The 25134-nt window shown below is 75.1% G+C and carries 23 protein-coding genes and 1 pseudogene; 18 read left to right on the top strand and 6 right to left on the bottom strand.

Going from position 1 to position 25134, the window contains the following annotated elements; translation table 11 throughout:
* Positions 1–9 precede the first annotated feature (9 nt).
* From rhaS to BS73_RS32735, 4 genes are read right to left on the bottom strand one after another with little or no spacing between them, the layout of a single operon-like run.
* Positions 10–1110 (bottom strand): rhamnose ABC transporter substrate-binding protein, encoded by a 1101-nt coding sequence (gene rhaS, locus BS73_RS32750; protein ID WP_037577995.1) that lies wholly within the window; start codon positions 1108–1110, stop codon positions 10–12.
* A gap of 16 nt (positions 1111–1126) precedes the next feature.
* On the bottom strand, positions 1127–2209 hold the full coding sequence (locus tag BS73_RS32745; RefSeq protein WP_051941256.1) for an ABC transporter permease: 1083 nt from the start codon (positions 2207–2209) through the stop codon (positions 1127–1129).
* The gene (locus tag BS73_RS32740; RefSeq protein WP_037582271.1) at positions 2209–3267 is read right to left on the bottom strand and encodes an ABC transporter permease; all 1059 of its coding nucleotides are present in this window, start codon (positions 3265–3267) and stop codon (positions 2209–2211) included. The genes BS73_RS32745 and BS73_RS32740 overlap by 1 nt, the downstream gene beginning before the upstream one ends.
* Positions 3268–3272: 5 nt before the next feature.
* On the bottom strand, positions 3273–4814 hold the full coding sequence (locus tag BS73_RS32735) for a sugar ABC transporter ATP-binding protein (RefSeq protein ID WP_037577994.1): 1542 nt from the start codon (positions 4812–4814) through the stop codon (positions 3273–3275).
* A gap of 407 nt (positions 4815–5221) precedes the next feature.
* On the opposite strand from BS73_RS32735, the gene BS73_RS39010 reads away from it, so the two are divergent.
* The 12 genes and pseudogenes from BS73_RS39010 to BS73_RS32685 all read left to right on the top strand — a co-directional run bounded on the left by BS73_RS39010 (position 5222) and on the right by BS73_RS32685 (position 16772).
* Positions 5222–5566, top strand: a complete 345-nt coding sequence (locus tag BS73_RS39010) for a hypothetical protein (RefSeq protein ID WP_200886751.1) — start codon at positions 5222–5224, stop codon at positions 5564–5566.
* Between the two features lie 97 nt (positions 5567–5663).
* On the top strand, positions 5664–6638 hold the full coding sequence (ltnD, locus tag BS73_RS32725) for an L-threonate dehydrogenase (RefSeq protein ID WP_051941255.1): 975 nt from the start codon (positions 5664–5666) through the stop codon (positions 6636–6638).
* A gap of 1 nt (position 6639) precedes the next feature.
* The gene (gene otnK, locus BS73_RS32720) at positions 6640–7929 is read left to right on the top strand and encodes a 3-oxo-tetronate kinase (RefSeq protein ID WP_037577993.1); all 1290 of its coding nucleotides are present in this window, start codon (positions 6640–6642) and stop codon (positions 7927–7929) included.
* Positions 7926–8723, top strand: a complete 798-nt coding sequence (locus BS73_RS32715) for a class II aldolase/adducin family protein (protein ID WP_084704528.1) — start codon at positions 7926–7928, stop codon at positions 8721–8723. Before otnK ends, BS73_RS32715 begins: the two co-directional genes overlap by 4 nt.
* 24 nt (positions 8724–8747) lie before the next feature.
* Entirely contained in the window at positions 8748–9566 is an 819-nt protein-coding gene (gene otnI / locus BS73_RS32710) for a 2-oxo-tetronate isomerase (RefSeq protein WP_037577992.1), read from the top strand.
* A complete protein-coding gene (gene denD / locus BS73_RS32705) occupies positions 9563–10582 on the top strand; it encodes a D-erythronate dehydrogenase (protein WP_037577991.1) in 1020 nt (339 codons plus the stop codon). Before otnI ends, denD begins: the two co-directional genes overlap by 4 nt.
* A gap of 10 nt (positions 10583–10592) precedes the next feature.
* Complete coding sequence (locus BS73_RS32700; protein WP_084704527.1) at positions 10593–11363, top strand: FadR/GntR family transcriptional regulator; 771 nt, start codon at positions 10593–10595, stop codon at positions 11361–11363.
* A gap of 334 nt (positions 11364–11697) precedes the next feature.
* The gene (locus tag BS73_RS32695; RefSeq protein WP_037577990.1) at positions 11698–12480 is read left to right on the top strand and encodes an MHYT domain-containing protein; all 783 of its coding nucleotides are present in this window, start codon (positions 11698–11700) and stop codon (positions 12478–12480) included.
* 64 nt (positions 12481–12544) lie between these two features.
* Positions 12545–14419, top strand: a pseudogene (locus BS73_RS40170) (sensor histidine kinase); the annotation flags it as partial.
* Positions 14420–15287: 868 nt separating this feature from the next.
* On the top strand, positions 15288–15725 hold the full coding sequence (locus BS73_RS40165; RefSeq protein ID WP_235215761.1) for a roadblock/LC7 domain-containing protein: 438 nt from the start codon (positions 15288–15290) through the stop codon (positions 15723–15725).
* Positions 15726–15820: 95 nt separating this feature from the next.
* The gene (locus tag BS73_RS40160; protein ID WP_235215760.1) at positions 15821–16141 is read left to right on the top strand and encodes a DUF742 domain-containing protein; all 321 of its coding nucleotides are present in this window, start codon (positions 15821–15823) and stop codon (positions 16139–16141) included.
* Entirely contained in the window at positions 16122–16772 is a 651-nt protein-coding gene (locus BS73_RS32685; RefSeq protein WP_051941252.1) for a GTP-binding protein, read from the top strand. The genes BS73_RS40160 and BS73_RS32685 overlap by 20 nt, the downstream gene beginning before the upstream one ends.
* Positions 16773–16813: 41 nt before the next feature.
* Here the strand turns inward: BS73_RS32685 and BS73_RS36810 are convergent, their stop codons facing one another.
* On the bottom strand, positions 16814–18949 hold the full coding sequence (locus BS73_RS36810) for a protein kinase domain-containing protein (RefSeq protein WP_037577989.1): 2136 nt from the start codon (positions 18947–18949) through the stop codon (positions 16814–16816).
* 204 nt (positions 18950–19153) lie between these two features.
* On the opposite strand from BS73_RS36810, the gene BS73_RS35345 reads away from it, so the two are divergent.
* From BS73_RS35345 to BS73_RS32650, 6 genes are all read left to right on the top strand, one after another.
* Positions 19154–19912, top strand: a complete 759-nt coding sequence (locus BS73_RS35345) for an NUDIX domain-containing protein (protein ID WP_051941251.1) — start codon at positions 19154–19156, stop codon at positions 19910–19912.
* Entirely contained in the window at positions 19846–20400 is a 555-nt protein-coding gene (locus tag BS73_RS32670; RefSeq protein ID WP_037577988.1) for an NUDIX domain-containing protein, read from the top strand. The genes BS73_RS35345 and BS73_RS32670 overlap by 67 nt, the downstream gene beginning before the upstream one ends.
* 32 nt (positions 20401–20432) lie before the next feature.
* The gene (locus BS73_RS32665) at positions 20433–21371 is read left to right on the top strand and encodes a maleylpyruvate isomerase N-terminal domain-containing protein (protein ID WP_037577987.1); all 939 of its coding nucleotides are present in this window, start codon (positions 20433–20435) and stop codon (positions 21369–21371) included.
* 48 nt (positions 21372–21419) lie between these two features.
* Positions 21420–22370, top strand: a complete 951-nt coding sequence (locus BS73_RS32660; RefSeq protein ID WP_037577986.1) for an MBL fold metallo-hydrolase — start codon at positions 21420–21422, stop codon at positions 22368–22370.
* 85 nt (positions 22371–22455) lie between these two features.
* Positions 22456–23313, top strand: coding sequence for an SAM-dependent methyltransferase (locus BS73_RS32655; RefSeq protein ID WP_063837114.1), 858 nt, complete (start codon positions 22456–22458; stop codon positions 23311–23313).
* Between the two features lie 121 nt (positions 23314–23434).
* The gene (locus BS73_RS32650; protein WP_037577985.1) at positions 23435–23815 is read left to right on the top strand and encodes a DUF427 domain-containing protein; all 381 of its coding nucleotides are present in this window, start codon (positions 23435–23437) and stop codon (positions 23813–23815) included.
* Here the strand turns inward: BS73_RS32650 and BS73_RS32645 are convergent.
* Positions 23806–25083 carry an MFS transporter gene (locus tag BS73_RS32645; RefSeq protein WP_200886750.1) on the bottom strand — a complete coding sequence of 426 codons (1278 nt, stop codon included), beginning with the start codon at positions 25081–25083 and terminating at the stop codon, positions 23806–23808. The genes BS73_RS32650 and BS73_RS32645 overlap by 10 nt on opposite strands.
* Positions 25084–25134: the final 51 nt, after the last annotated feature.

Genomic DNA, 25134 nt, shown 5'->3' with positions numbered 1-25134 from the left:
GCTGCCGGCTCAGAAGTGGTACTGGTCGATGTCGGCGGCGTCGAAGACGGTGGGCTGGCCGAGGGTCACCACACTGCCGGCGCCGATGGTGAAGGAGCCCAGCTCACCGGCCTTGAAGGTCTGCCCCTGGGCCCCACTGACCTGCCCGGAGGCCAGCGCGGTGGCGGCGTAGCCGGCCAGCTCGCCGAGCTTGGCCGGGTCCCACAGCTCGAAGGCGGCGACCGTCCCGTTCTTCACGTACGCCCGCATGTCGTTGGGCGTGCCGAGGCCGGTGAGCATCACCTTGCCCTTGTACTTGGAGCCGGAGAGGTACTGCGCCGCGGCCTTGATGCCGACCGTGGTCGGGGCGATGATCCCCTTCAGGTCGGGGTACTGCTGCAGCAGGCCCTGGGTCTGCTGGAAGGAGAGCTGCGGGTCGTCGTTGCCGTAGGCGGTGGTGACCAGCTTCATGTTCCTGTAGGCCGGCTTCTTCAACTCGTCCTTCATATAGCCGATCCAGGTGTTCTGGTTGGTCGCGGTCTGCGCGGCGGACAGGATCGCGATTTGGCCGGAGTAGTGGATCTGCTTGGCGATCAGCTGCACCTCGGTACGGCCCAGCGCCTCGGCGCTCGCCTGGGAGACGAAGATCTGCCGGCAGGCGGCGTCGGTGTCGGAGTCGTAGGTGACCACCTTGATGCCGTTGCTCATCGCCTGCTTCAGCGCGGTGCACAGCGCCCCCGGGTCCTGCGCGGACACCGCGATCGCGCTGACCTGCTGCTGGGTCAGGGTGTTGACGTAGGAGACCTGGCCGGCGGTGTCGGTGCCGCTGCTGGTGCCGACCTCCTTGTACTTCTCGCCGAGGTCGTCCAGCGCCTTCTTGCCGCCCTGGTCGGCGATGGTGAAGTACGGGTTGTTGACCTGCTTGGGCAGGTAGGCGACGGTCAGGCCCTTCTTGGTGGGCGCGGCCGGGTTCGCCGAGCCCCCGGCGGCGGCCTTCCCTGCGGCCTTGTCGGTGGACTGCTTGGTGGTGCCGCCGCAGGCCGCGGCGGTCAGGACGACGGCGGCGGAGAGGGCGAGCGCGGCCGCCGCACGGCGGACGGAGGGCGTGGCGGGTCTGGCGACTGCGGTCATGGCGGACTTCCTTGTCCTAGACGGAGGGTTCGTTCGAGGCCGAAGGGGCGGCGCTGGTGGCGGCGCTGGTGGAGGAGCCCGGCGCCGCTGCCCGGCGCGCGCGGGCCGCCGCGATCTGGCGGCCCACCCGCGGCGCGAGCACGGAGATCACCAGCAGCACCCCGGTGACCAGGATCTGGGACTGCGCCGAGAGGTTGACCAGGCTCATCGTGTTCTGCAGCGCACCGAGGAGGAAGACGCCGGCGATCGCCCCGCCGAGGGTGCCCCTGCCCCCGTCGAAGTCCACGCCGCCGAGGAGCACCGCGGCGATCACCGACAGCTCCAGCCCGGTGGCGTTGTCGTAGCGCGCGCTGGCGTAGTGCAGCGCCCAGAAGACGCCGGTCAGCGCGGAGACGAGACCGGTGGCGGCGAACATCCACAGCCGCAGCCGCTTCACCCGGATCCCGACGAAGTACGCCGCCTCCTCGGAGGCGCCGATCGCGAAGAGCGAGCGGCCGATGCCGGTGGCGTGCAGCACCACGGCGGCGACCACCGCCAGCACCGCCCAGGGGACGGCCGCGTACGGGATGAAGGTGCCGGCGATCCGGCCGGAGCCGAAGTCCAGGTACTGCTGCGGGAAGTCGGTCACCGAGTTCGAGCCGAGGACGATCTGCGCGATGCCCCGGTAGGCCGCCATGGTGCCGATGGTGACGGCCAGCGAGGGCAGTCCGAGCCGGGTCACCAGCAGGCCGTTGACCAGTCCGCAGGCCAGGCCCAGCAACAGGCAGAGCGGGATGATCGTCTCGATCGCCATCCCGTGGTTCCACAGCGCGCCCATCAGCGCCCCGGAGAGCCCGGCGGTGGAGCCCACCGACAGGTCGATCTCACCGGCCGCCACCAGCATCGTCATCGGCAGCGCGATCAGCGCGATCGGCAGCGTGTTGCCGATCAGGAAGGACAGGTTGAGGGCGTTGCCGAAGTCGGAGACGAAGCCGAAGGAGAAGAGCAGCAGCACGATCAGCAGTGCCCCGACCGCGGTGTCCCAGCGGACCAGCCCGCCGAGCCGGTGCCCGGTGGCACCGCCGTCCAGGGGGGTGGCGTGTGCGGCGTCGGTGGTCATCAGCGGCCACTCCTCGTCTGTGCCGCGCGTTCGCGGAGGATCCTGGCCACCCGCAGGGCCACCAGCCGGTCCACGGCGATCGCCAGCAGCAGCATCACGCCGTCGATGGCGAGCACCCAGACCGAGCTGACCCCGATGGCGGGCAGCACGCTGTTGATGGAGGTGAGCAGCACCGCGCCGAGCGCCGCGCCGTAGACGCTGCCGGAGCCGCCGGTGAAGGCGACACCGCCGACCACGACGGCGCTCACCACGGTCAGTTCGTAGCCGCTGCCGGTGCCCGAGTCCACGTTCCCGAAGCGGGCCAGGTAGAGCGCCCCGGCCAGCCCGGCCAGCGCCCCGCAGGCCACGTACGCGGCCAGCAGCCGCTTCCGGACCGGCACCCCGACCAGCAGCGCGGCCTCCTGGTTCGACCCCATCGCGTACAGCTCCCGCCCGCTGCGGTAGCTGCGGAGGTAATAGGCGACGGCGGCGAGGACCACCGCGGCCAGCACGCCCAGATAGGGGATCGCGGAGAGCCCCGAGTGGCCGAACTCGGAGAAGCCGGAGGGAAGTTGATTGGCAGTGATCTCCCGGGAGCCGACCCAGATCGAGTCCAGCCCGCGGATGATGTAGAGGGTGCCGAGGGTGACCACCAGCGCGGGCACCCGGCCGATGCTCACCAGCAGACCGTTGACCGCCCCGAAGCCGGCCCCGACGGCGACCGCGATCACCACCCCGAGCACCGGGTCGCCGCCGCCCTGGAGGAAGTCGCCGGCCGCGAAGGCGGTGATGCCCAGCACCGAGCCGACCGAGAGGTCGACGTTGCGCGTGATCACCACCATCGCCTGCCCCGTCGCCACCAGCACCAGGATGGCCGCGTTGAGCAGCAGGTCCTTGACGCCCTGCACGGAGAGGAAGTCGCCGTTGGCCAGCTGGGTGGCGCCGAGCATCAGCACCAGCACTGCGGCGATGGCGAGTTCGCGCACCTTCAGCACCCAGTCCAGCAGCCCGGTGCGGCCGCCGCCGGCCGCGGTCGAGGCGCGGTCGCGGCCCTGGCCCTGCTGGGCGGGTTCGGTCATCGAGGTCATGCCGCGTCCCCCTCCCGCCGGTCCCGGCCGGTGGCCGCGGACATCACCGACTCCTCGGTGGCCTCGGCCCGCGGGATGTCGGCGGTGAGCCGGCCCTCGTGCATCACCAGCACCCGGTCCGCCATCCCCAGGATCTCCGGCAGGTCCGAGGAGATCATCAGCACCGCCACGCCCTCCGCCGCCAGGCTGGAGAGGAGCCGGTGCACCTCGGCCTTGGTGCCGACGTCGATGCCGCGGGTGGGCTCGTCCACGATCAGCACCCGCGGGCCGGTGGCCAGCCACTTGGCGAGGACCACCTTCTGCTGGTTGCCGCCGGACAGGGTGCCCACGGCATCGGCCAGCCGGGCGTACTTGACCTGGAGCCTCACCGCCCAGTCCCGGGCCCGGTCGCGCTCGGCGCCGCGCCGCATCAGCCCGGCGGTGGAGGTGGCCTTCAGACCGGTCAGGCCGATGTTGCGGGCGATGGACATCTCCATCACCAGCCCTTGCGCCCGGCGGTCCTCGGGGACCAGCGCGACCCCGGCGGCCATCGCCACGCTGGGCGCGCCCGCGGTCAGCCGGCGGCCGTCCACCAGGACCTCGCCGGCGTCCCAGCGGTCCACCCCGAATATCGCTCTGGCGACCTCGCTGCGGCCCGCCCCAACGAGTCCGGCCAGGCCGACGATCTCGCCCTCGCGAACCTCGAAGGAGACGTCGGTGAACGCCCCCTCCCTGGTCAGCCGGCTGACGGTGAGGGCGGCCCCGCCGATCTCGGCGTCCTGCTTGGGGTAGAACTCGTCGAGGTCCCGGCCGACCATCCGGCGGACCAGGTCGTCCTCGGAGAGCCCGGCCAGCGGTTCCTCGGCGATCCACCGGCCGTCCCGCAGCACGGTCACCCGGCCGCACAGCTCGAACATCTCCTCCAGCCGGTGGGAGATGAAGAGCACCGCCACCCCTCGCTCCAGCAGTGTGCGCACCACACCGAAGAGGCGGGCGACCTCGCTGCCGGTCAGTGCGGCGGTCGGCTCGTCCATGATGAGGACGCGGGCGTCGAAGGAGAGCGCCTTGGCGATCTCGACCAGCTGCTGGTCGGCGATGGAGAGGCCGCGGGCGGGCCGGTCCGGGGCCAGGTCGACGCCGAGCCGGTCGAACAGCCCGGCGGCGGCCCGCCGTACGGCCGCGTGGTCGACCCGGCCGAAGGAGCGGCGGGGCTGGCGGCCCATGAAGATGTTCTCCGCGACCGAGAGGTCGGCGAAGAGGGTCGGCTCCTGGTAGATCACCGCCACTCCGGCGTCCCGGGCGTCGCCGGGGCCGTGGAAGACGACGGGCTCGCCGTCCAGCAGCACCCGCCCGGCGTCCGGGCGGTGGACTCCGGCGAGGACCTTGATCAGGGTGGATTTTCCGGCGCCGTTCTCGCCGGCGAGGGCGTGCGCCTCGCCCGGCAGCAGCCGCAGGGCGACGTCCTGGAGGGCGCGGACCGCGCCGAAGGACTTGCTCACCCCTTCCAGGGCGAGCACCGGCACGACGGCCTGCGGGCCGTCCGGCTCAGGTGGGGACATGGGGAGCGCTCCTCGGCATGGCGAACCGCGCGGTGGGGTACCGGGGATGTGAAATGTTTCAACGCGAGCCGGACGTTAGACCCCGGCTCTCGGGGCAGTCAAGGCTTCTGTCCAACTCCGCCGCAGGCGGCCACCGGGCGGGCCGGGGATCGCCCTCCCCACCGGCCCGGCGAACCGACCCCTCGTCAACTCCCTTCCGTCGCAGGACTGTTATCGCCGGGGCCGCACGAACACCGGGCCGACGCGGGCCCGCAGCGGCGGCGGGGGCGGGCTGCCCGGCCGCCGCCGTCTTCATGAATCGTTCAACAACACGGCTTCGACCTGGGCCGCCGCCGCGCGCCGCGCCCGGACTGTCGTACCCCCGTGCCAAGCTTGCGGCAGCCGGCCGGCGAGGAGCGGAGGTGGGTGTGACGATCCCTCAGGAGCGGTACGAGCGACTGGTCGACGACCTCCTCGGGGAGTCCGGGGTGACGCCGCCGGACGGCGGGTCCGGGTTCGGGCGCACCGCGCTGCGGGTCGACCGGCGGATCCTCGCGGTGCCGGTGCGGGCGCGGCCGGTGCTGAAGCCGCCGGAGGCGCGGGTGGACGCGCTCGTGGCGGCGGGCGAGGGGGGCGCTTCGACACAAGGGGAGGCCGATGAGGGAGTGGCTCAGCCTCGATCCGGCCTCAGCGCTGCCGTGGGCCCGACTCGCCCGCGAGAGGCCCTGATGTTCGTGGGCGGTGGCGGCGCGGGGCGGAAACCGGCGGATTGAGGCGCGCGGGCCCTGGCCCTGGCCCTGGCCCTGGACGAAAGATCATCCTCAGGTCATCATATGACCCGATCGCTGCAGCGGCTGGATGAGGGCGGACATGGCGGAAGAGGAACGGCGGACGGTGACCGGCCCGCGGGTGGGCCTGGTCGGGCTCGGCACGATGGGCCTCGGCATGGCGCGCAGCCTCCGCAGGGCCGGCCTCCGGCCCGGGGTGCACGACGTCCGCGCCGAGGTGGCCGAGCGGTTCGCCGCGGAGGGCGGCGAGGGCGGGGAGGTCGGCGAGGCCGGGGAGGCCTTCGCCACCGCGGGCGAACTCGCCGCCACCGTGGACGTCCTGGTCGGCGTGGTGGTCGACGCGGAGCAGGTGGAGGCGGTGCTCTTCGGCGAGGGCGGCGCCGCCGCGCGGCTCCGCCCCGGCGCGGTGTACGTGATGTGCTCGACGATCGCCCCGGAACGCTCCGCCGAACTGGCCGCCCGGCTCGCCGAACTGAACGTCCACTACCTGGACGCGCCCGTCTCCGGCGGCGCCGCCCGCGCCGCCGCCGGGGAGCTGACCATGATGACCTCCGGCTCGGCCGACGCGTACGCCCTCGCCGATCCGGTGCTCGAGGCCCTCAGCGCCACCGTCTACCGCCTGGGCGCGGAGCCCGGGCTCGGCTCCACGGTCAAGGCGGTCAACCAGCTGCTGGCCGGCGTCCACATCGCCGCCGCCGCGGAGGCGATGGCGCTGGGCGTCAAGGCGGGCGTGCCGCCCGAGACCCTCTACGAGGTGATCACCCACAGCGCGGGGAACTCCTGGATGTTCGAGAACCGGATGGCGCATGTGCTGGCCGGCGACTACACCCCGCGGTCGGCGGTGGACATCTTCGTCAAGGACCTCGGCATCGTGCTGGACACCGCCCGTCCGCAACGCTTCCCGCTGCCGCTGGCGGCCACCGCCCATCAGATGTTCCTCCAGGCCGCCGCCGGCGGCCTGGGCGGCGAGGACGACAGCGCGGTGATCAAGATCTTCCCGGGGATCACACTGCCCCGGCCGGCCGGCGAGGACACCGGCCCGAACGGAGGGGCCTGAGATGGGAATCCGGCTCGGCTGCATCGCCGACGACTTCACCGGCGCCACCGACCTGGCCAACAACCTGGTACGGGCCGGCATGCGAGTGGTCCAGCTGATCGGCACGCCCCCGCCGGACGCGGACGCGCTGGACGCGGACGCCGTGGTGATCGCCCTCAAGTCCCGTACCGTGCCCGCCGAGGAGGCCGTGCGCTCGTCCCTGCGGGCGCTCGACCGGCTGCGCTCGGCCGGCGCCGAGCAGATCTACTTCAAGTACTGCTCCACCTTCGACTCGACCCCGGCCGGCAACATCGGCCCGGTCGCCGAGGCGCTGATGGACGCGCTGGGCACCGACTTCACCATCGCCACCCCGGCCTTCCCGGACAACGGCCGCACGGTCTTCAAGGGCCACCTCTTCGTCGGCGACGTGCTGCTCGGCGAGAGCGGGATGCGCGACCACCCGCTCACCCCGATGACCGACTCCAACCTGGTCCGGGTGCTCGGCGCGCAGACCACCCGCCCGGTCGGCCTGATCGGGCACCGCACGGTGGCCGAGGGCGCCGAGGCCGTCCGGGGGCGGATCCGGGCGCTGCGCGCGGAGGGGATCGGCCTGGCCGTCGCGGACGCAGTCGACAACCAGGACCTGCTGCGGCTGGCCGCCGCCGTCCGCGACCTCCCGCTGGTGACCGCGGGCTCCGGCCTCGCCATCGGCCTCCCCGCCAACTGGGGCTTCGCCCCCTCCCCGGCCGCGGCCCAACTCCCGCCCCCCTCGGGGGAGTCGCGGGCGATCGTCTCCGGCTCGGTCTCCACCGCGACCAACGGCCAGGTCGCCGCCTTCCTCGCGGAGGGCCGGCCGGCCTTCGGGGTGGACCCGCTGCGCGCGGCCTCCGGCGCGGATCTCGTCGCGGAGGCGCTGGCCTTCGCCGACGGGCATCTCGCGAAGGGACCGGTGCTGTTCTACTCGACCGCCGGTCCGGAGGCGGTACGCGAGGTGCAGGGCAGGCTGGGCGCCGCCGAGGCGGGCGAGCTGGTGGAGCGGACCCTCGCCCGGATCGCCCGGGGACTGGTGGTGGACCGCGGGGTGCGCAGGATGGTGGTGGCCGGCGGCGAGACCTCGGGGGCGGTGGTGCAGGAACTCGGCCTCACCGGGCTGCGGATCGGCCCGCAGATCGACCCCGGCGTGCCCTGGTGCGCGGCGACGCTGCCGGGCGGCTCGGAACCCCCGGAGACCCTCCATATCGCTTTGAAGTCCGGCAACTTCGGCGGCCCGGCCTTCTTCACCGACGCGTTCGAGACCTGGGAGCCCCGATGAGCCCCGAGCCCGACCACAGCACCGGAACCGCCCAGCGGGACGGCACCGCCGGCCGGCCGGACGCCCCCGTCGAGCCGGGCCCCGCCCCCTGGCCGGACCCCGCCGCCGGACCGGACCCCACCGCCGGCCCGGACCCCACCGCCCTCGACGCCGCCCGCGCCGAGATCGTCCGGGTCGGCGGCAGCCTCTTCGCCCGCGGCTACGTCCACGCCAGCGCGGGCAACATCAGCGCCCGGGTCGGCGACGCCCAGCTGATCACCCCCACCGACGCCGCCCTCGGCTTCCTCCGGCCCGAGCGGCTGGCCCTGGTCGACGCCGAGGGCCGGCAGCTCGCGGGCGACCGCGCCAGCAAGACCCTGGCCCTCCACCAGCGGATCCGCGCGGCCGACCGCACGGCCACCTTCGTCGTCCACACCCACTCCACCCACCTGGTCGGCCTCACCCTCACCGGCGTGTGGAAACCGGAGGACGTGCTGCCGCCGATCACTCCGTACTACGTGATGAAGGTCGGCCACGTCCCGCTGATCCCCTACCACCGCCCCGGCGATCCGCGGGTGGCCGACCTGGTGGCAGAGCGGATCGCCGAGCGGGCGGCGGCCGGGACGCCGATCCGCGCGGTACTGCTGGAGCGGCTCGGCCCCGTCGTCTGGGGTCCGGACGCCTCCGCCGCACTCGCCGTCCTGGAGGAGCTGGAGGAGACCGCCAAGCTCTGGCTGCTCACCGGCCGCCGGCCGGACCCGCTGCCCGAGACCGCCCTCGACGAGCTGAAGTCCGCCTTCGGCGCAGCCTGGTGAGGAGACCGGAGTGAGGAGACCGGAATGCCGCGCTTCGCAGCGAACCTGAGCCTGATGTACACCGAGCACGAGTTCCCGGACCGCTTCACCGCGGCCGCCGCCCACGGCTTCCGGGCCGTGGAGTACCTCTTCCCCTATCCCTGGCCGGCCGCCGAGCTGCGCCGCCGGCTGGACGACAACGGCCTGCGGCAGGTGCTCTTCAACGCGCCGCCGGGCGACTGGGCCGCGGGCGAGCGCGGCACCGCCGCGCTGCCCGGCCGGGAGGCGGAGACCCGCGCCGGGACCGACCGCGCCCTGGAGTACGCGGCCGAACTCGGCTGCGACCAGGTGCACATGATGGCCGGTCTCGTCCCGGACGCCCGACGGGAGCCCGGTGCCCGGATCGACCGCACCGGTCCGGCCTACGCCACCTACCTGGAGAACCTCGCCTGGGCCGCCGAGCGGGCCGCCGCGGCCGGGGTACGGATCCTGATCGAGCCGATCAACCCCCGCGACATGCCCGGCTACCTCCTCAACCACCAGGCCGACGCCCACGCCGTGCTGGAGGCGGTCGGGGCGGAGAACCTCAAGGTCCAACTCGACCTCTACCACTGCCAGATCGTCGAGGGCGACCTCACCACCACCCTCCGCCGCGACCTCCCCACCGGCCGGGTCGCCCACATCCAGATCGCCGGCGTCCCGGACCGCCACGAGCCGCACACCGGCGAGTTGAACCTCCGCCACCTCCTCGACGTCATCGACCAACAGGGCTACCGGGGCTGGATCGGCTGCGAGTACCACCCGCGCGCGGGGACCGGCGAGGGCCTCCACTGGATCGGCGACCACGGAGGGGCGAGCGCATGAGGATCCTGATCACCGGAGGCTTCGGCTTCCTCGGCCGGCGGGTGGCCGGCGCCCTGCTGGAGCGCGGGACCTTCCGGGGTGCGCCGATCGACCGGCTGCTGCTGGCCGACCGCGTCACCGACCCCGGCTCGCCGCTCACCGCCCACCGGCTGGTGGAGACCGTCGAAGGCGATCTGACGGAGCGTCTGCCGGAGCTGCTGGCCGAGCCGGTGGACGCGGTGATCCATCTCGCGGCCGCCGTCTCGGCGGAGTGCGAGGCCGACTTCGACCTCGGGATGCGCGGCAACGTGGAGACCACCCGCGCCCTGCTGGAGGCGCTGAGGGCGCAGACCGCGCGGGCCGGCGGAGGCTCCCCGCTTCCGCTGCTCCTCTTCTCCAGCAGCGTCGCCGTCTACGGCTCCGACCCGGCCCTCCCCCTGCCGGCGGTGGTCGACGAGTCCACCCTGCCCACCCCGAGGTCCAGTTACGGCGCGGAGAAGCTGGTCTGCGAGCAGCTGGTCGCCGAGTACACCCGGCGGGGCTTCCTGGACGGCCGGGTGGCCCGGCTGATGACCGTCGCGGTGCGGCCGGGGAAGCCGAACGCCGCGGCCTCCGGCTTCCTCTCCGGGATCATCCGCGAGCCGCTGGCCGGACTGCCCGCCGTCTGCCCGGTGGACACCGGCCTGCGGGTGGCGCTGGCCTCCCCGCCCCGGACGGTCGCCGGCATCCTGCGGGTGGCCGAGGCCGAACGCGGCCCGGAGCCGGGGCGGCTGGCCGGCGGGCTGCCGGTCAACCTGCCGGCGCTCACCGTGTCGGTCGCGGAGATGCTGGCGACCCTGCGCCGGGTGGCAGGCGACGCGGTGGCCGACCTGGTCACGGTGGCGCCGGACCCGGCGGTCGAGGCCATCGTCGGCTCCTGGCCGGCGGACTTCGACCACCGCCGGGCCGCGGCCCTCGGCCTGACCCCCGACCCGGACTTCGAGTCGGTGGTCCGCGGGCATCTCGCCGCCACCGGCTCCGCGATCACCCCTCGCTAGACTGCCGGCCATGTTCTCCAAGCTGAGCGGCCCGGTTCGGCTCACGGACCGGGTGGCCGCGCTGCTGGCGGAGGAGATCGAGTCCGGGCGGCTGGCCGAGGGGGACCGGCTGCCGACCGAGGTCGAGCTCGTCAGTCAGCTCGGGGTCAGCCGGACGGTGGTCCGCGAGGCCGTGTCCCGGCTGCGCAACGCGGGCCTGGTCGAACCGCGCCAGGGCCGCGGGGTCTTCGTCCTGGCCCGCCGCACCCGGCCGCTCGACCTCGAGGCCGCCGCTGCGGACGACCCGCTGGGAGCCGACGCCAAGTCAAATGTCCTGAAAATCGTGGAGGTCCGCCGGGCCATCGAGGGCGAGGCCGCGGAGCTGGCGGCGTCCCGGGCGACCGCCGCCGACCTCGCCCGTATCCGGGCCGCGCTGGACGCGATCGACGCCGCGGTGGCCGCCGGCGGCGACGGCACCGACGAGGACCTGGCCTTCCACCGCTCGATCGCCGAGTCCACCGGCAACGCGGTCCTGGTCGCCACCGCCCGCTACCTCGGCGAGGTGTCCCGCCGAGGGATCAGGGTCACCAGGGCGAACGAGGCCAGGCGCGGCGACTTCGCGGAGGCCGTCCGCCGGGAGCACCAGGCGATCGTGGAGGCGGTCGAGGCGCGGGACGCCCGCCGGGCCCGCTCGGCCGCCCGCCGCCACCTCAAGCGGGCGGCGAGCCGGCTGCAGGACGCCGACCCGGCGTTCTGGGACACCACCGGGACCGTTCCGGTGGACCCGGAGTCCGCGCGCTGATCCGCTCCCGGTTCCGTTCGGGCCGCCCGGTCCGCCCGGTCCGGAGGGGATTCCGGCGGCTTTCGAATGGGCCGCCCCGGGCGGAGGGCCGACAAGCGCAGGGAAATGCGGAGATGTCCGCTATTCCGCGGCGATAACGCTGCCCGGCGGGGTGAGATGGATCTCAGCCGGGATTTCCCGGCCGACGGTCGCGATCTTCATCCAGCCCTCATCTTTCGGGGGCTACGCATCGGTAACCCCCTCCGGCTATACAGAATCCCCACAACCCGCACCGGGTCAACGTGTTACGTTCCCGTGTCGTTCGGGGGCCGACGACGCGAGCCAGGGGTTTTTTGTGGGTCATATGCAGCACATGAACGGCGGCTGGATCACTCCGGTCCTGTCCTATGTGATGGCAGTGGTCGGCTCCGCTCTGGGACTGCGCTGCACCGTGCGCGGACTGGGCACCGAAGGCCGTACCAAGCGCGCCTGGCTGATCACCGCCTCGATCGCGCTGGCGGCCGGAATCTGGACGATGCACTTCATCGCCATGCTCGGCTTCGCCGTCGAGGGCAGCCCCATCCGCTACGACATCCCGCTCACCCTGCTGAGCCTGCTGGTGGCGGTCCTGGTGGTCGGCGCCGGCGTCTTCATCGCCGGCTACGGCGGCTCGCGGGTGCGCTCGGTGGCCTTCGGCGGAATCGGCACCGGGGTCGGCGTCGCCGCCATGCACTACATCGGCATGGCCGCGGTCAACCTCCACGGCACCATCAGCTACTCCCCCGGCCTGGTGGCGCTCTCGGTGGCGATCGCGGCGGTGGCCGCCGCCGCCGCGCTCTGGGCCGCCCTCACCATCCGCGGCACCCTCTACACCTCGATCGCCGCACTCCTGATGGGCCTCGCGGTCAGCTGCATGCACTACACCGGGATGCTCGCCGCCACCGTGCACGTGGACGGCGGCCACGGCCCGCTCAGCGGCGCCACCGCGGGCTCCTTCATCTTCCCGCTCGCCGTGGTGCTCGGCTCCTTCCTCTTCCTCACCAGCGCCTTCGTGGCGCTCTCACCGACCGCGCAGGAGCGCGCCGAGGACGCCGCCGCCGCGGGCCCGCTGACCGAGGTCGAACTCCCCGCCTCCTGACCGCGACCGGCCGGCCCCCGAGGTCCCGCGTCCCCCCGCTCACCGCCGAGGAGACCCCCCTCCCATGACCACCCGACTTCCGCTGCCCGAGCGGCTGCGTCCGAAAACGATCCGCGCCAAGGTGGTCGTCCTGCTCACCGTGCCCGTGGTGTCGCTGATGGCCCTGTGGGGCTATGCGGCCGTGGGCACGGCGTCCCAGGTGTCGGCCGCCCAGCAGCTGCGGGACATCAACACCACCCTCACCACCCCCATCCGCGACCTCACCGGCGCGGTGGAGGACGAGCGGACCGCCGCACTGGTCTACCGCGCGGCCCCGAACTCCGCCGACCGCACCGCTCTGGACGGCGCCGAGCAGCGCACCGACCGGGCCGTGGCGGCACTCCGCAGCGGTGTCGACCGCAGCAGCACGGACACCGCCGCCCTCGACTCCGACCTCCCCGCCCGGATCAACGCCCTGATGAGCAGCGCCGGTTCGCTGGCCGCCGGCCGCTCGGGCCACGGCGCAGCGGACCTGGCGAGCGGCTACGACCGGACCGTCGAGCGCGCCTTCTCGGTGCAGGCCGGACTGGCCGACGCGGCCGGCGCCAAGCAGTCCGGCGACGCCCGGGCGGTGCTCGAACTCGCCCGCGCCCGCGAGGCGCTGAGCCGCCAGGACGGCGACTTCCGGGCGGCCCAGGCGGCCGGCGTCCTCCAGCAGCCGCAGTACCTGGACTTCGTCCGGCAGAGCGCCGTCCAGCAGTCCCTCACCGAGGGCGCGCTGCCGGACCTGAGCGCGCAGGACTCGGCCGGGTACCGCGCGGTGCTCGACTCCGCCGCGTCCGCCTCGCTGGCCAAGGCGCAGCAGGCGATCTCCGCCGCGGGCGCCGGCGGGGCGCTGACCGCGGTGCCCGCCGACTACTGGTCGGCGGCCGCCGGGAGCACGCTGTCCGGACTCGGGCAGGCGGAGGCGGCGGCCGAGGCCCGCGGGGCGAGCGCCGGCCCGTACTCCTTCTCCGTGCTGGGCGGCTCGGGTCTGGCGGTGGTGCTGGGACTGCTCGGCGTGATCTGCTCGCTGGTGCTCTCCGTCCGGGTCGGCCGCGGGCTGGTCACCGACCTCACCGGGCTGCGCAACACCGCGCTCCAGCTGGCCTCCTCCCGCCTGCCGGGCGCGATCCGCCGGATCCACAACGGCGAGGAGCTGGATGTCGAGGCCGAGGCCCCGCTGGCCGACTCCGAGGCCGGGCGCAGCGAGGTCGGCCAGGTGGCCGCCGCGCTGAACACCGTCCACCGGGCGGCGCTGCGCGCGGTCGCGGGCCGGGCCGCGGCGCTCACCGGCGTCTCCGGGGTGTACGTCGGCCTGGCCCGGCGCAGCCAGGTGCTGCTGCACAAGCAGCTGGACCTGCTGGACACCATGGAGCGGAGGACCGAGGACCCGGCCGAGCTGGAGGACCTGTTCAAGCTCGACCACCTCACCACCCGGATGCGCCGGCACGCCGAGTCGCTGCTGATCCTCTCCGGCTCCGCGCCGGGCCGCGCCTGGCGCAACCCCGTGCCGCTGCTGGACGCGGTGCGCGCGGGCGCGGCGGAGACCGCCGACCTCAGCCGGGTCCGGATCGAGAGCGTCCCGCAGCTGTGGCTGGACGGCAGCGCCGTCGCCGACCTGGTCCACCTGATCGCCGAACTGACCGAGAACGCCGCCGCGTTCTCCCCGCCGCACACCCAGGTCGCCATCCGCGGCGACGAGGTCGGCACCGGCGCGGTGCTGGAGATCGAGGACCGCGGGCTCGGCATGAGCGACGCCGCGCTGCGGGCCGCCAACGAGCGGATCGGCGCCGAGGAGGTCAACCTCCTCGACTCCCGCCAGCTCGGCCTCTTCGTAGTCAACCGGCTGGCCCAGCGGCTCGACATGCGGGTGACGCTGCGTCACTCGGTGTACGGGGGCGTGTGCGCGGTGATCTTCATCCCCAAGGACCGCCTCGGCGCCCTCCACCCGGGCCTGGCCGAGACGGCGTCCGGGGCGGGGCCGGGCGGCAGGTCGGCCGGCGCGGGCGAGGGCCGGGCGATGCTCCCCCGCTACGCCCGCGGCGTTGGCGAGGCGCGGAGCGCGGTACCGCAGGGCGCGAGCGCCCGCGGCCTCCGCTTCCCGGAGGCGCACACCCGGGCACCCGGCGCGACGTCCGCGCCCGCACCGGCGTCCACGCCGGCGCCCGCACCCGCACCGGCGCCCGGTGGCGGCGCGCACCGCGCGGCAGCCACCGGCGCGACGGCCTCGGCGCACTCCGTCCCGCGCCCACGGCACGCCGGCCAGCACGCGGCCGAGACCCCCGGCACGGGCTCCGCGTCCGCCCGGCCCGGGACCGTCCAGCCCGCGACCGCCGAGGCGGCGCCTTCCGGTGGCGCGCCCACCGAGGCCGCCCCCGCCGCGGCCGCGGACGCCCAGGGCCTCCCCCAGCGGGTGCGGCAGGCCAGCCTCGCGCCCGAGCTGCGCCGCACCGGGCAGCAGGGCGGGCCGGACCAGCCGGACACGGCCGGCGGGCAGCAGTCGCGGCCGGCCGCGTACCGCTCGCCCGAGGCGGCCCGGGCCACCATCAGCTCCCTCCGCTCCGGCCGGCGCCGCGCCCGCGCCGCCGGCGCGAACCCAGGCGCAGGGGCAGCCACAGGCGCGGACGCAGGCGCAGGCGCAGCCACAGGCGCGAGCGCTCCCGCCGAGCAGAGCCGCTCGGCCGAGGCGCACCGCGGGAACCGGACCACCGACCCGAACCGGGCCCCCGCCCGGGCCGGGCCGAGGCAGGGGAAGACCAGTGAACGAGCCGTACACCATCACCCACCTGAGCGGTCCGGCCCCGGATCCCGGCAGCGGTTCCGGCAGCGGCTCCGGCGACGGCGTCGACTGGCTCCTCGACGACCTGGTCTCCCGGGTCGGCGAGGTCCGCTGCGCCGTGATGCTCTCCTCGGACGGCCTGGTGGTCGGCGCCTCGGCCGGGATGGACCGCGCCGAGGCCGAGCGGTTCTGCGCCATCGCCTCCGGCTTCCACTCCCTGGCGAAGGGCGCCGGACGGCACTTCCAGGCGGGCGGCGTCATCCAGACGATGGTCGAGCTGGAGTCCGGCTTCCTCTTCGTGGTGGCCGCCGGGGACGGCTCCTGCCTCGCCGTCTTCACCCACGGCAACGCCGACATCGGCCTGATCGCCTACGAGATGGCCGTCCTGGTCGAGCGGGTCGGCGAGCACCTCGGCGTCCCCGCCCGGACGGACGGCGCGCCGTGAGCGAAGAGGTCAGCGACGGCGGCGGACCCGCCTCGGGCGACGAGTGGAGGGACCGCTACGACGAGGAGGCCGGCCCGCTGGTCCGCCTCTACGCGATGACCGCCGGCCGGGCCCGGCCGCCCGACAGCGCCGGGCGGATCGGCCTGATGGCGATCGTCCAGCCGACCGGCGAGCGGCCACCCGGCTTCCTGCCCCCCGAGCAGCGCGATCTCCTCCGCCTCTGCGGCGACGCCCCGCAGCCGGTCGCCGATCTGGCGTCCGACTCCGGGCTGCCGGTCGGCGTGGTGCGGGTACTGCTCGGCGAACTGGTCACCCACGGACTGGTCCGCATCACCCCGCCCGAGGCGGAATCCCCAAGCCACCGCCCGGACGCCCGACTTCTGCGAGACGTGATCAATGGCCTTCGCGCACTCTGACCGATCCACCGGCCGATCCACCGGCCGGTCCGCACACCGGTCCGAGCCGCCCGCGCGGCCCGGGCGGCCGGCCTTCACCGCCCTCAAGATCCTGGTGGCCGGCGGCTTCGGCGTCGGCAAGACCACCCTGGTCGGAGCGGTGAGCGAGATCCGCCCGCTGACCACCGAGGAGAACCTCACCGAGGTCGGCCGCCCGGTCGACGACCTCCAGGGGGTGGAGACCAAGACCACCACCACCGTGGCGATGGACTTCGGCCGGATCACCCTCCGCGACGACCTCGCCGTCTACCTCTTCGGCACCCCCGGCCAGGACCGCTTCTGGTTCGCCTGGGACGAGCTCGCCACCGGCGCCCTGGGCGCGGTCGTCCTGGCCGACACCCGGCGGCTGGTGGACTGCTTCCCGGCGGTGGACTTCTTCGAGGACCGGGGCATCCCGTTCGTCGTCGCGGTCAACTGCTTCGACGGCGTCCAGGCGCACAGCGAGCAGTCCATCTCCGGCGCCCTGGACCTGGGGCCGGACGCACCGGTGGTGCTGTGCGACGCACGCGACCGGGAGTCCGGCAAGGAGGTGCTGATCAGGCTGGTGGAGCACGTCCTGACGTCACGCCACCAGCCGGGCGACGGCGGGTAGCCGCGGGAGCGCGGCGTGCGGCGGCGCGGCGCGCGGCGGCGCTATACCACCGCGGCCACCTGGGCGGCGGTGAGGGCCTGGTTCCACACCCGGACGCCCCGCACCGCGCCGGGGAACCAGTCCGCGGGACCGGTGGCGTTGTGGGCGCGGCCGATCGCCAGGGGCCCGTGCGAGGCGGGCTGCTGGGCGTCGTTCAGCCGGACGCTGCCCTGGGCGCGGCCGTTGACGTAGAGGACCAGCAGCCCGCGCGCGCCGTCGTCGACGCCGACCAGATGGGTCCAGACGCCGGCCACCGGCTTGCCGGTGGAGAGCGCGCGGACGCCGGGCCGCGCGAAGGCCCAGCGCCGGTCGCTCCCCGAGTACTGCAGGTAGAAGCCGCTGCCCCCGCTGCCGCCGCTGTCCTGGCTGACCGCGGTGGCGAACTGGTCTGCGACGCGGTCGATCCGCACCCACGCGGAGACGGTGAAGCTGTGCCCGGCGCCGGTGTCCAGCACCTGTCCCGAGGTCGTGATCGAGCTGCTACGGCCGTTGAAGATCGCCCCGCGGCTCTTCACCACCGGCCAGCGGACGTCGGTGGCGGTGGCCGGATGCCCGCCCGCGGTGTCCGGCACCCGGTCCCCGGTGTGCGAGGTCAGCGTCCAGGCTCCGGTCGGGGCCGGCACGGACTGCCCCGCGGCGGCCCGGCCGTCGGCTCCGCCCCCGCCCGTCGCCCGGAGCCCGAGCACCACCACGAGCGCCAGCACGACGGCCAGCCCGGCACCGGAGAGCAGCAGGGTGCGCCGGGCGGGCCCGCGCCGGCGGGGCCCCGACGGGCCGTCGCCGCCGAAGCCACCGGGAGCCGGATACGGCGTGGCGGGGGCGCCGGGAGCGCCCGGCGCGCCCGGCGCGCCCGGCGCGCCGAAGCCTGGCGCGGGATACGGCGTGGCCGGCCCGCCCTGGCCCGGCACGGCGTACGGCGTTCCGTACCCGGGCTGGCCGGGGGCGCCGCCGTGACCGCCGGGGGGCGTGGCCGATCCGCCGGCCCCGGCAGTGCCGTAGCCGCCCGGGACGCCCGGGCCGCCGTAGCCGCCGGGGGCGCCCGGTCCGCCGGGAGCGGCGATCGGCGGAGCGAGCGGCCAGCTCTCCGTACCGGCCGGCGGGTAGGGCGCGGGCATCGGCGCACCGGCTGCCGGGAAGCCGGCCCCGGTACCGCCGGCCGCGTCCCCATCGCCCCCGGCGAAGCCACCGGTCCCGGCGGCTCCTGCCGCACTCCCCGGGAAACCGCCGCCAGCCCCGGTGGGCCCGGCCGCGCCTTCCGCGAAACCGCCACCCGCCCTGGTGGATCCCGCCGCGCCCCCCGCGAATCCGCCGCCGAAGCCCGGGTCTGCCGCGCTGCCGCGGGCACGGGCGCGGTCCAGCACCTGGCGGGGGGTCGGGCGCTGCTCCGGCTCCTTGGCCAGGCAGTCGGTGATCAGGCCGAGGAGCTCGGGATCGTCGATCCCGTTCAGCTCGGGGGTGGCGTGGACGACCCGGTAGAGCAGCGACGGGGTGGCGCCCATGCCGAACGGGTTGGCGCCGGTGGCGGCGAAGGCCAGCACCGCACCGAGCGAGAAGACGTCGCTGGCCGGGGTGATCTCCCCGGTGTTCACCTGCTCCGGGGACATGAACCCGGGCGAGCCCACGACCAGCCCGGTCATGGTGGAGCCGGGGTTCTCCAGGATCCGGGCGATGCCGAAGTCGATCACCCGCGGGCCGTCGTCGCTCAGCAGCACGTTGGAGGGCTTGAGGTCGCGGTGGACGAGGCCCGCCGCGTGGATCGAGACCAGCGCCTCGGCGAGCCCCGCGGCCAGCGAGAAGACGGAGTCGGCGGGCATCGCGCCCTGCCCGTTGACCGCGTCCGCGAGCGAGGGCCCGGGGATGTAGCTGGTGACCAGCCAGGGCTGGGGGGCGTCCGGATCGGCGTCGATCACCGGGGCGGTGAAGGCTCCGCTGACCGCGCGGGCGGCCGCCACCTCGCGCCGGAAACGCGAGCGGAACTCCGGCTGGCGTACCAGCTCGGTGTGCACCACCTTGACCGCGACCCGGCGTCCGCCCGGCGACCTGCCCAGGAAAACCCGGCCCATCCCGCCCGCGCCCAGACGCTCGACCAGCTGGTAGTCGCCGATGGAACGCGGGTCGTCCGACTCCAGCGCTGCCACTCATCCTCCTGTGTCCTGTGCCGATCCACAGGTCTCCGTCCCGGCCGCCCCCAGCATAGGGGGCGGCGGATCTTCGCCCGCCGGAGGGCTCGTCACCAAGCCCGCACGTTCCCTGACACTCCGTCAACACCCTTGCCGACGGCGGGTAACGTGCTCCGTGCCGGTCGAGGACCAAGACGAGGACGACGAGGACGTGGTTCGCTGATGCAACCTTCCGAGACCGAAACCGCAACCGAGACCGAGAGCGCGGGCGCGGACGCGGGCAGAAGCGCGGGCGGAAGCGAGGCCGAGAGCGGGACGGCGACCGGCCTCCCGCCCGGAGCGCGGCCGCGGCCGAACGGCGTCCTCGCCTCCAGCTCGGTGCTGATCCCCGATCGGGAGGGCCGGGTGCTCTGTGTCCGCCTCACCTACGGGCCGCACCGGATCGCCCTCCCCGGCGGCGGTCAGGACCCCGGCGAGTCCCCGCGGGAGACCGCCGCCCGCGAATGCCGCGAGGAGATCGGCGTCACCCCGCGGCTGCGCGAGCTCGCCGCCGTGGACTGGTCGGCCGCCCCGGGCCGGCCGCCGATCGCCACCACCGTCTACTGGGCGGAGCCGCTCACCGCGGCGGAGGAGGGCCGGCTGGTCCTCCAGCCCCGGGAGATCGCGGCCTGCGGCCATCTGACCGCCGAGGAGGTCCGGGCCGCCGCCACCCCGCGGATCGCCCGCCGGATCACCGCCTGCCTGGCCGCCGGGCCCGGCGCGGGGCCGCTGGAACTGGTCAACGGCCACCTCGCCGACCACTCCGCTGCGGCCCTGCCGGCCGGCCCGCCGCCGGCCGACCCGCCGGGCCGGACGCCGCCGCCGCTGAGCGGGCCCCGCTCACCCTCGCGGTGGCCCCGCCGGAGCCCCCGCCCGTGCTGCAGCCGTTCGCGGCGTACCTCGCCTCCCGCCCCCGGATCCTGGTCAAGGCGCGGGCGCTGATCCGGGACGCCGACGGCCGCGTCCTGCTGGTCCGGGTCCGTCCGGCGGACGGCTCGGCGGACGCCGCCGCGCCCTGGGTGCTGCCGGGCGGCACCCTGGAGCCGGACCGGGAGCACCCCCGGCAGGCCGCCGTCCGCGAGTTGGCCGAGGAGCTGGGCTGGTCCCGCCGCCCCGGCCGGCTGCTGGCCGTGGACTGGTCCACCCGCAGCGGCCCCGAGCACCATCTGATCCACGTCTACGACGGCGGCCTCGCGGACGCCGGGGACCTGGCCGGGATCCGGCTCCAGGAGGACGAGTTGACGGAGTGGCGGCTGGTCACGGCGGCCGAGGCGGAGGAGCTCCTCCGCCCCCAGTCCGCGGCCCGGCTCGCCGCCGCCCGCTCGGTCGCCCTCTCCGCCGCCGGCGGCCGGGCCGTCGAGCTGCTGGACGGCCGGCCGGTGGGGCCGGTGGGACCCGACGGTCCGGCGGGTCCGGTCGGCAAGTCTTGACGGTGTCCAGGCGAGTCCCCAGACTTCCCCGCATGCCCTCCCAGCCCGGCCCGACCGCCCTCGCCCCCGCAGCCGACTACGACGTGCCCGCCCTCCGCCTGGCCGTCGAACGGGAGGCCGAACGGGTGGCCCGGCTCCTCGCCGGGGCCCCCGATCCGGACCGGCCGGTGCCCGGACTGGCCTGGAACGTCGGCCAGTTGGCCGCCCACCTGTGCGCCGCGTACCACGCCTTCGGCCTGGCGATCCGCGGCGAGGACCTCCCTGCCGAGCTGGCCGCCGCGAGCGCGACCGCCGTGGCAGACGCCGAGGCCGACACCCACGGCGGCGCCGCCCACGACGACACCCACGGCGCCGCCCCCGGCCTCCGCCCGGAGCGGCTGGCCGAGATCAACTCCCGTTCCCTGCCGCTCTTCCAGCAGCCCACGCCGGCCGAGGCGGCCGAGGCCCTGCGCGCCGCCGCGGCCGCCCTCCTCGCCGCCCTGGACGCCCACCCGGACCCGGCCGCCCCGCTGCCGGCCCCCTGGTACGGGGCCGGCGTCGAACTCCCGGCGGCGGTCCTCGCCGCCCTGGCGGTCAGCGAGACCCTGGTCCACGGCCGCGACCTGGCCGGCGCCCTCGGCGCCGACCGGCGCCTGCCGCCCGAGTCCGCGCGCGCCGCCGCGCCGGTGGTGCTCGGCGCGATGCTGCCGCTGCTGGCCGACGAGGCCGCCACCGGCGGGCCGCCGGTCGCGTTCCGGCTGCGCATCCGCGGGGCCCGGCCCTTCGACCTCCGTAGCGCCGACGGCCGGGCCCACTGCGGGCCGGCGGCCGGGCCCGTCGACTGCACCCTCTCGCTCAGCGCCGACGCCGCCCTGCTGATCGGCTTCGCCCGGGAGCCGGTCTGGCGGACGATAGCCACCGGACGGTCCTTCGCCTACGGCCGGCGCCCCTGGCTCGGCCTCGGCTTCCACCGCCGCTTCCGCACCCCCTGACCGACCCCCCGGTCACCACCGCGGCTCGGGGTACGGCAGGCTTGGCCCATGCCCGCGTCGATCTCCCGCAGCACCGCGTACGACCAAGCCACCGCGCCGTTCACCGAGGAGCTCGCTCCCGGCGTGCACGCCTACCTCCAGCCGCCCGGCAGTTGGTGCATCAGCAACGCCGGCGTCATCGACGCCCCGAGCGGCCCGGTCCTGGTGGACACCGCCGCCACCATCGCCCGGGCCACCGCGCTCCGGGACACCGCCCTGCGGCTGTGCGGCGGCGCGGCCCCGCGGACCGTCGTCAACACCCACCACCACGGCGACCACACCTACGGCAACTCGGTGTTCCTCCCGCACGCCACCGTCGTCGGCCACGCCGAGTGCGCCGAGCAGCTGCTGGCCGCCGGGCTCCAACTCCACCAGATCTGGCCGGACATCGACTGGGGCGAGATCATCCTGGCGCCGCCCACCACCACGTACTCCACCACCGTCCACCGGCTTCCGCACCCCGAGCTGCGGATCGAGCTGATCCACCCCGGGGTCGCGCACACCACCGGCGACACCATCGTCTGGCTGCCCGAGCAGCGGATCGCCTTCGCCGGCGACCTGCTGATGCCGGGCCGCAGCCCGTTCTGCTTCATGGGCTCCGCCACCGGGATGCTGACGGCCCTTCAGGTGCTCCGCGAGCTGGACCCGGCGGTGATCGTCCCCGGCCACGGACCGGTCTGCGGACCGGAGGCGATCGACGACGCCGCGGACTACTTCCACCGCCTCCTCGAACTCGCCCGGCGGACCCGGGCCGAGGGAACCGACCCGCTGGCGGCGGCGCGCGCCGCCGACCTCGGCCCGCACAGCGCCCTCGGCGAGAGCGAGCGCCTGGGCGCGAACCTCCTCCGCGCCCTCGCCGACCTGGACGGCACCCCGCCCGGCGCCCCGCTCCCGCTCGGTCCCGCGCTCTCCCACATGATCGCCCTCAACGGCGGCACTCCGCTGCGCTGCTGCGCCTGACCGGCCTCCGCGTGGCATGATTCATTTCCGGTGCCGCCCGAAGAACCGTTCGGCGCGGCGGAGTTGAGGACAAGGCGGAACGCGCGTGGCGGACCAGACCACCGGGGCCGAGGCCGGGGAGCAGCCCGGCGAGGAGTACGAGCAGGGCGTCGACCTGCGCACCCATCTGCCGCACCCGGCCCGGATGTACGACTACTACCTGGGCGGCAAGACCAACTTCGCCGCCGACCGCGAGGCCGCCGAGCAGGCCATCGCCCTCTACCCGCAGACCCGGGACGTGGCCCGGGCCAACCGCGCCTTCCTTGGCCGTGCGGTCCGCTTCGCCGCCGCCCGCGGCGTCCGGCAGTTCCTGGACGTCGGCACCGGCATCCCCTCCCCCGGCAACACCAACGAGGTCGCCGCCGAGGTCGCCCCGGACGCCCGGGTGGTCTACGTGGACAACGACCCGATCGTCCTCACCCACGCCCGCGCCCTGCTCGCCGGAATGGACCCGTCCCGCCGCACCCGGGTGCTGCTGGGCGACCTCCGCGAGCCGGCGACGCTGCTCGCCGAGGCGGGCGCGGTCCTCGACCTGGACCGCCCGGTGGCGCTGATGCTGGTCGCCATCCTGCACTTCATCCGCGACGAGGAGGACCCGGCGGGACTGGTCCGCGAGCTCCTGGCGCCGCTGGCCCCCGGCAGCTGCCTGATCCTCTCGCACGGCACCGCCGACGGCATCGAGGCCGAGCTCCGGACCGGCGGGGTGGACATCTACCGCAACGCGACCGCGCCGCTGGTCTTCCGGACCCACGAGGAGGTCTCCGGCCTCTTCGCGGGCACCGACCTGGTCGAGCCGGGGCTGGTGCTGGCGCACGACTGGCGGCCGAAGGCCCCCGGCCCCGAGCCGGCGCCGCCGGCGCCGCTGGCCCCCACCCTCTACGCCGGGGTGGGCGTGAAGCCGTGACCCGCCGGTGAACGCCGTCCCGCCGGGTCTCCGCCGGGTCCCCGCCGGGTCTCCGCCGGAGCGCCGGTTCGGCGTAGCCTGGTGGGCGGACCTGAACCGCCGCGAGTCCCGGAGGAGCGAGATGGCGCGTGAGACGCGGGTGCCCGGACCGGACCACCCGATCACCATCGAGAAGAACCCCAGGCGGGTGGTCGTCCGGGCCGGCGGGGCGGTGGTCGCCGACACCCGCCGGGCACTGACCCTCTCCGAGGGCCTGGAGGGCGGGTACCCGCCGGTCCAGTACATCCCCCTGGAGGACGTCGACCCCGCGGTGCTGACCGGGACCGAGAGCCACACCTACTGCCCGTACAAGGGCGAGGCCTCCTACTACTCCCTCCGCACCGGGGACGGGCAGGAGATCGCCGACGCGGTGTGGACGTACCCCGAGCCGCATCCGGCGGTGGCCGAGATCGCCGGCCATGTCGCCTTCTACCCCAAGCATGTGACGATCGATCAGGACTGAGGGCGGATCCCCTCCGCCGCGGTCCGCCGCACCCCGAAGCAGACCAGGCCCAGGCAGCACAGCGCCAGCAGGGCGACGGCGGCCAGCATCACCGGGTAGGAGACCAGCCCGGAGAGGGTCGCCAGCACGGTCGGCAGCAGGAAGCCCGCGTAGGCGAGGGTGAAGTAGACGCCGGTCAGCCCGGCGAGGTCGTCCGGGCCGGCCATCCGCTGCACCTCCAGCAGCCCCGTGACCACGGTGATCCCGTAGCCGGCGCCCAGCACCGCCGCGCCGACCGCCGCCGCCCACGGCGACAGCCACCGCGCGTCCACGGCGCAGAGCACCGCGCCGGCCAGCATCACCGACATCGCCACCACGGGGGCCCGGCCGCCGTGGCCGCCGGCTCCCCGCAGCCGCTTCGCCAGCGGCTGCACCGCCGCGCCGGTGCCCAGCATCAGCACGGTGAGCGCGGTCGCGTACGCCAGCCCCCACTGCCCGACCTTCGCCCCGACCAGCTGCGGCATCACCGCGTACGCCAGCCCCGCCGCGCCGAACACCCAGGGCGCCATCGGCAGCACCACCAGCCGGAACCGGCGCCTGGCGGGCGGCGGGATCCGCAGATCCCGCAGCAGCCCGAGGACGAGCCCGCGCGCCGGACCGGCGGTCGGCGCCCCGGCGCCCGCCGCCTCTACGCCCGCCGCCCCGCCCCTGGTCTCCGGCACCCGCAGCAGCAGCACCGGCAGCGCGGCGGTGATCGCCATGTGCACCAGGTACGGCAGCACCATCGGCCACGGCCCCCACTGCGCCAGCGCCCCGGCGACACCCGCGCCCAGCCCGAACCCGACCGTCTGGCAGAACGAGGCCCGCCGGGCCGCGGCCCCACTGTCGCCGCCACCGTCCGCCGCGGCCGACAGCTCCTTCACCCAGCTGGTCCCCACCGCCATGGCGATCCCCACCGCCACGCCGGTGACCAGCCGTCCGGCATAGATCGCCCAGGCGCTCTGCCCACCGAAGCAGAGCACCGCACTGGCCAGCACGGAGGCGGCCGTCCCGGCCACCATCACCCGCCGCCGACCGCTCCGGTCCGACACCGGTCCGGCCAGCAGCAGCCCCGGCACCAGCCCGACCACATACGCCCCCAGGAACGCGTCCACACTGAGGGCGGAGTAGCCGCCCAGCCGCCGGTACATCAGCAGCAGCGGCGTGAACTGGTTCCCACCCCACCCGCAGGCGAACATGGCCGCCGCGACGACCGGCCAACGCCGGGCGGCGACAGGCGCGGACGACACGGATATCCCTCGAACGTCGAGCATCTGTGGCAGAACTTTCCGTAGTAGCGA

The organism is Phaeacidiphilus oryzae TH49 (assembly GCF_000744815.1).
In the GTDB taxonomy this organism is placed as follows: domain Bacteria; phylum Actinomycetota; class Actinomycetes; order Streptomycetales; family Streptomycetaceae; genus Phaeacidiphilus; species Phaeacidiphilus oryzae.
Note: the sequence above shows the minus strand (reverse complement) of the source record. Positions and strands in the feature narration are given on the sequence as shown.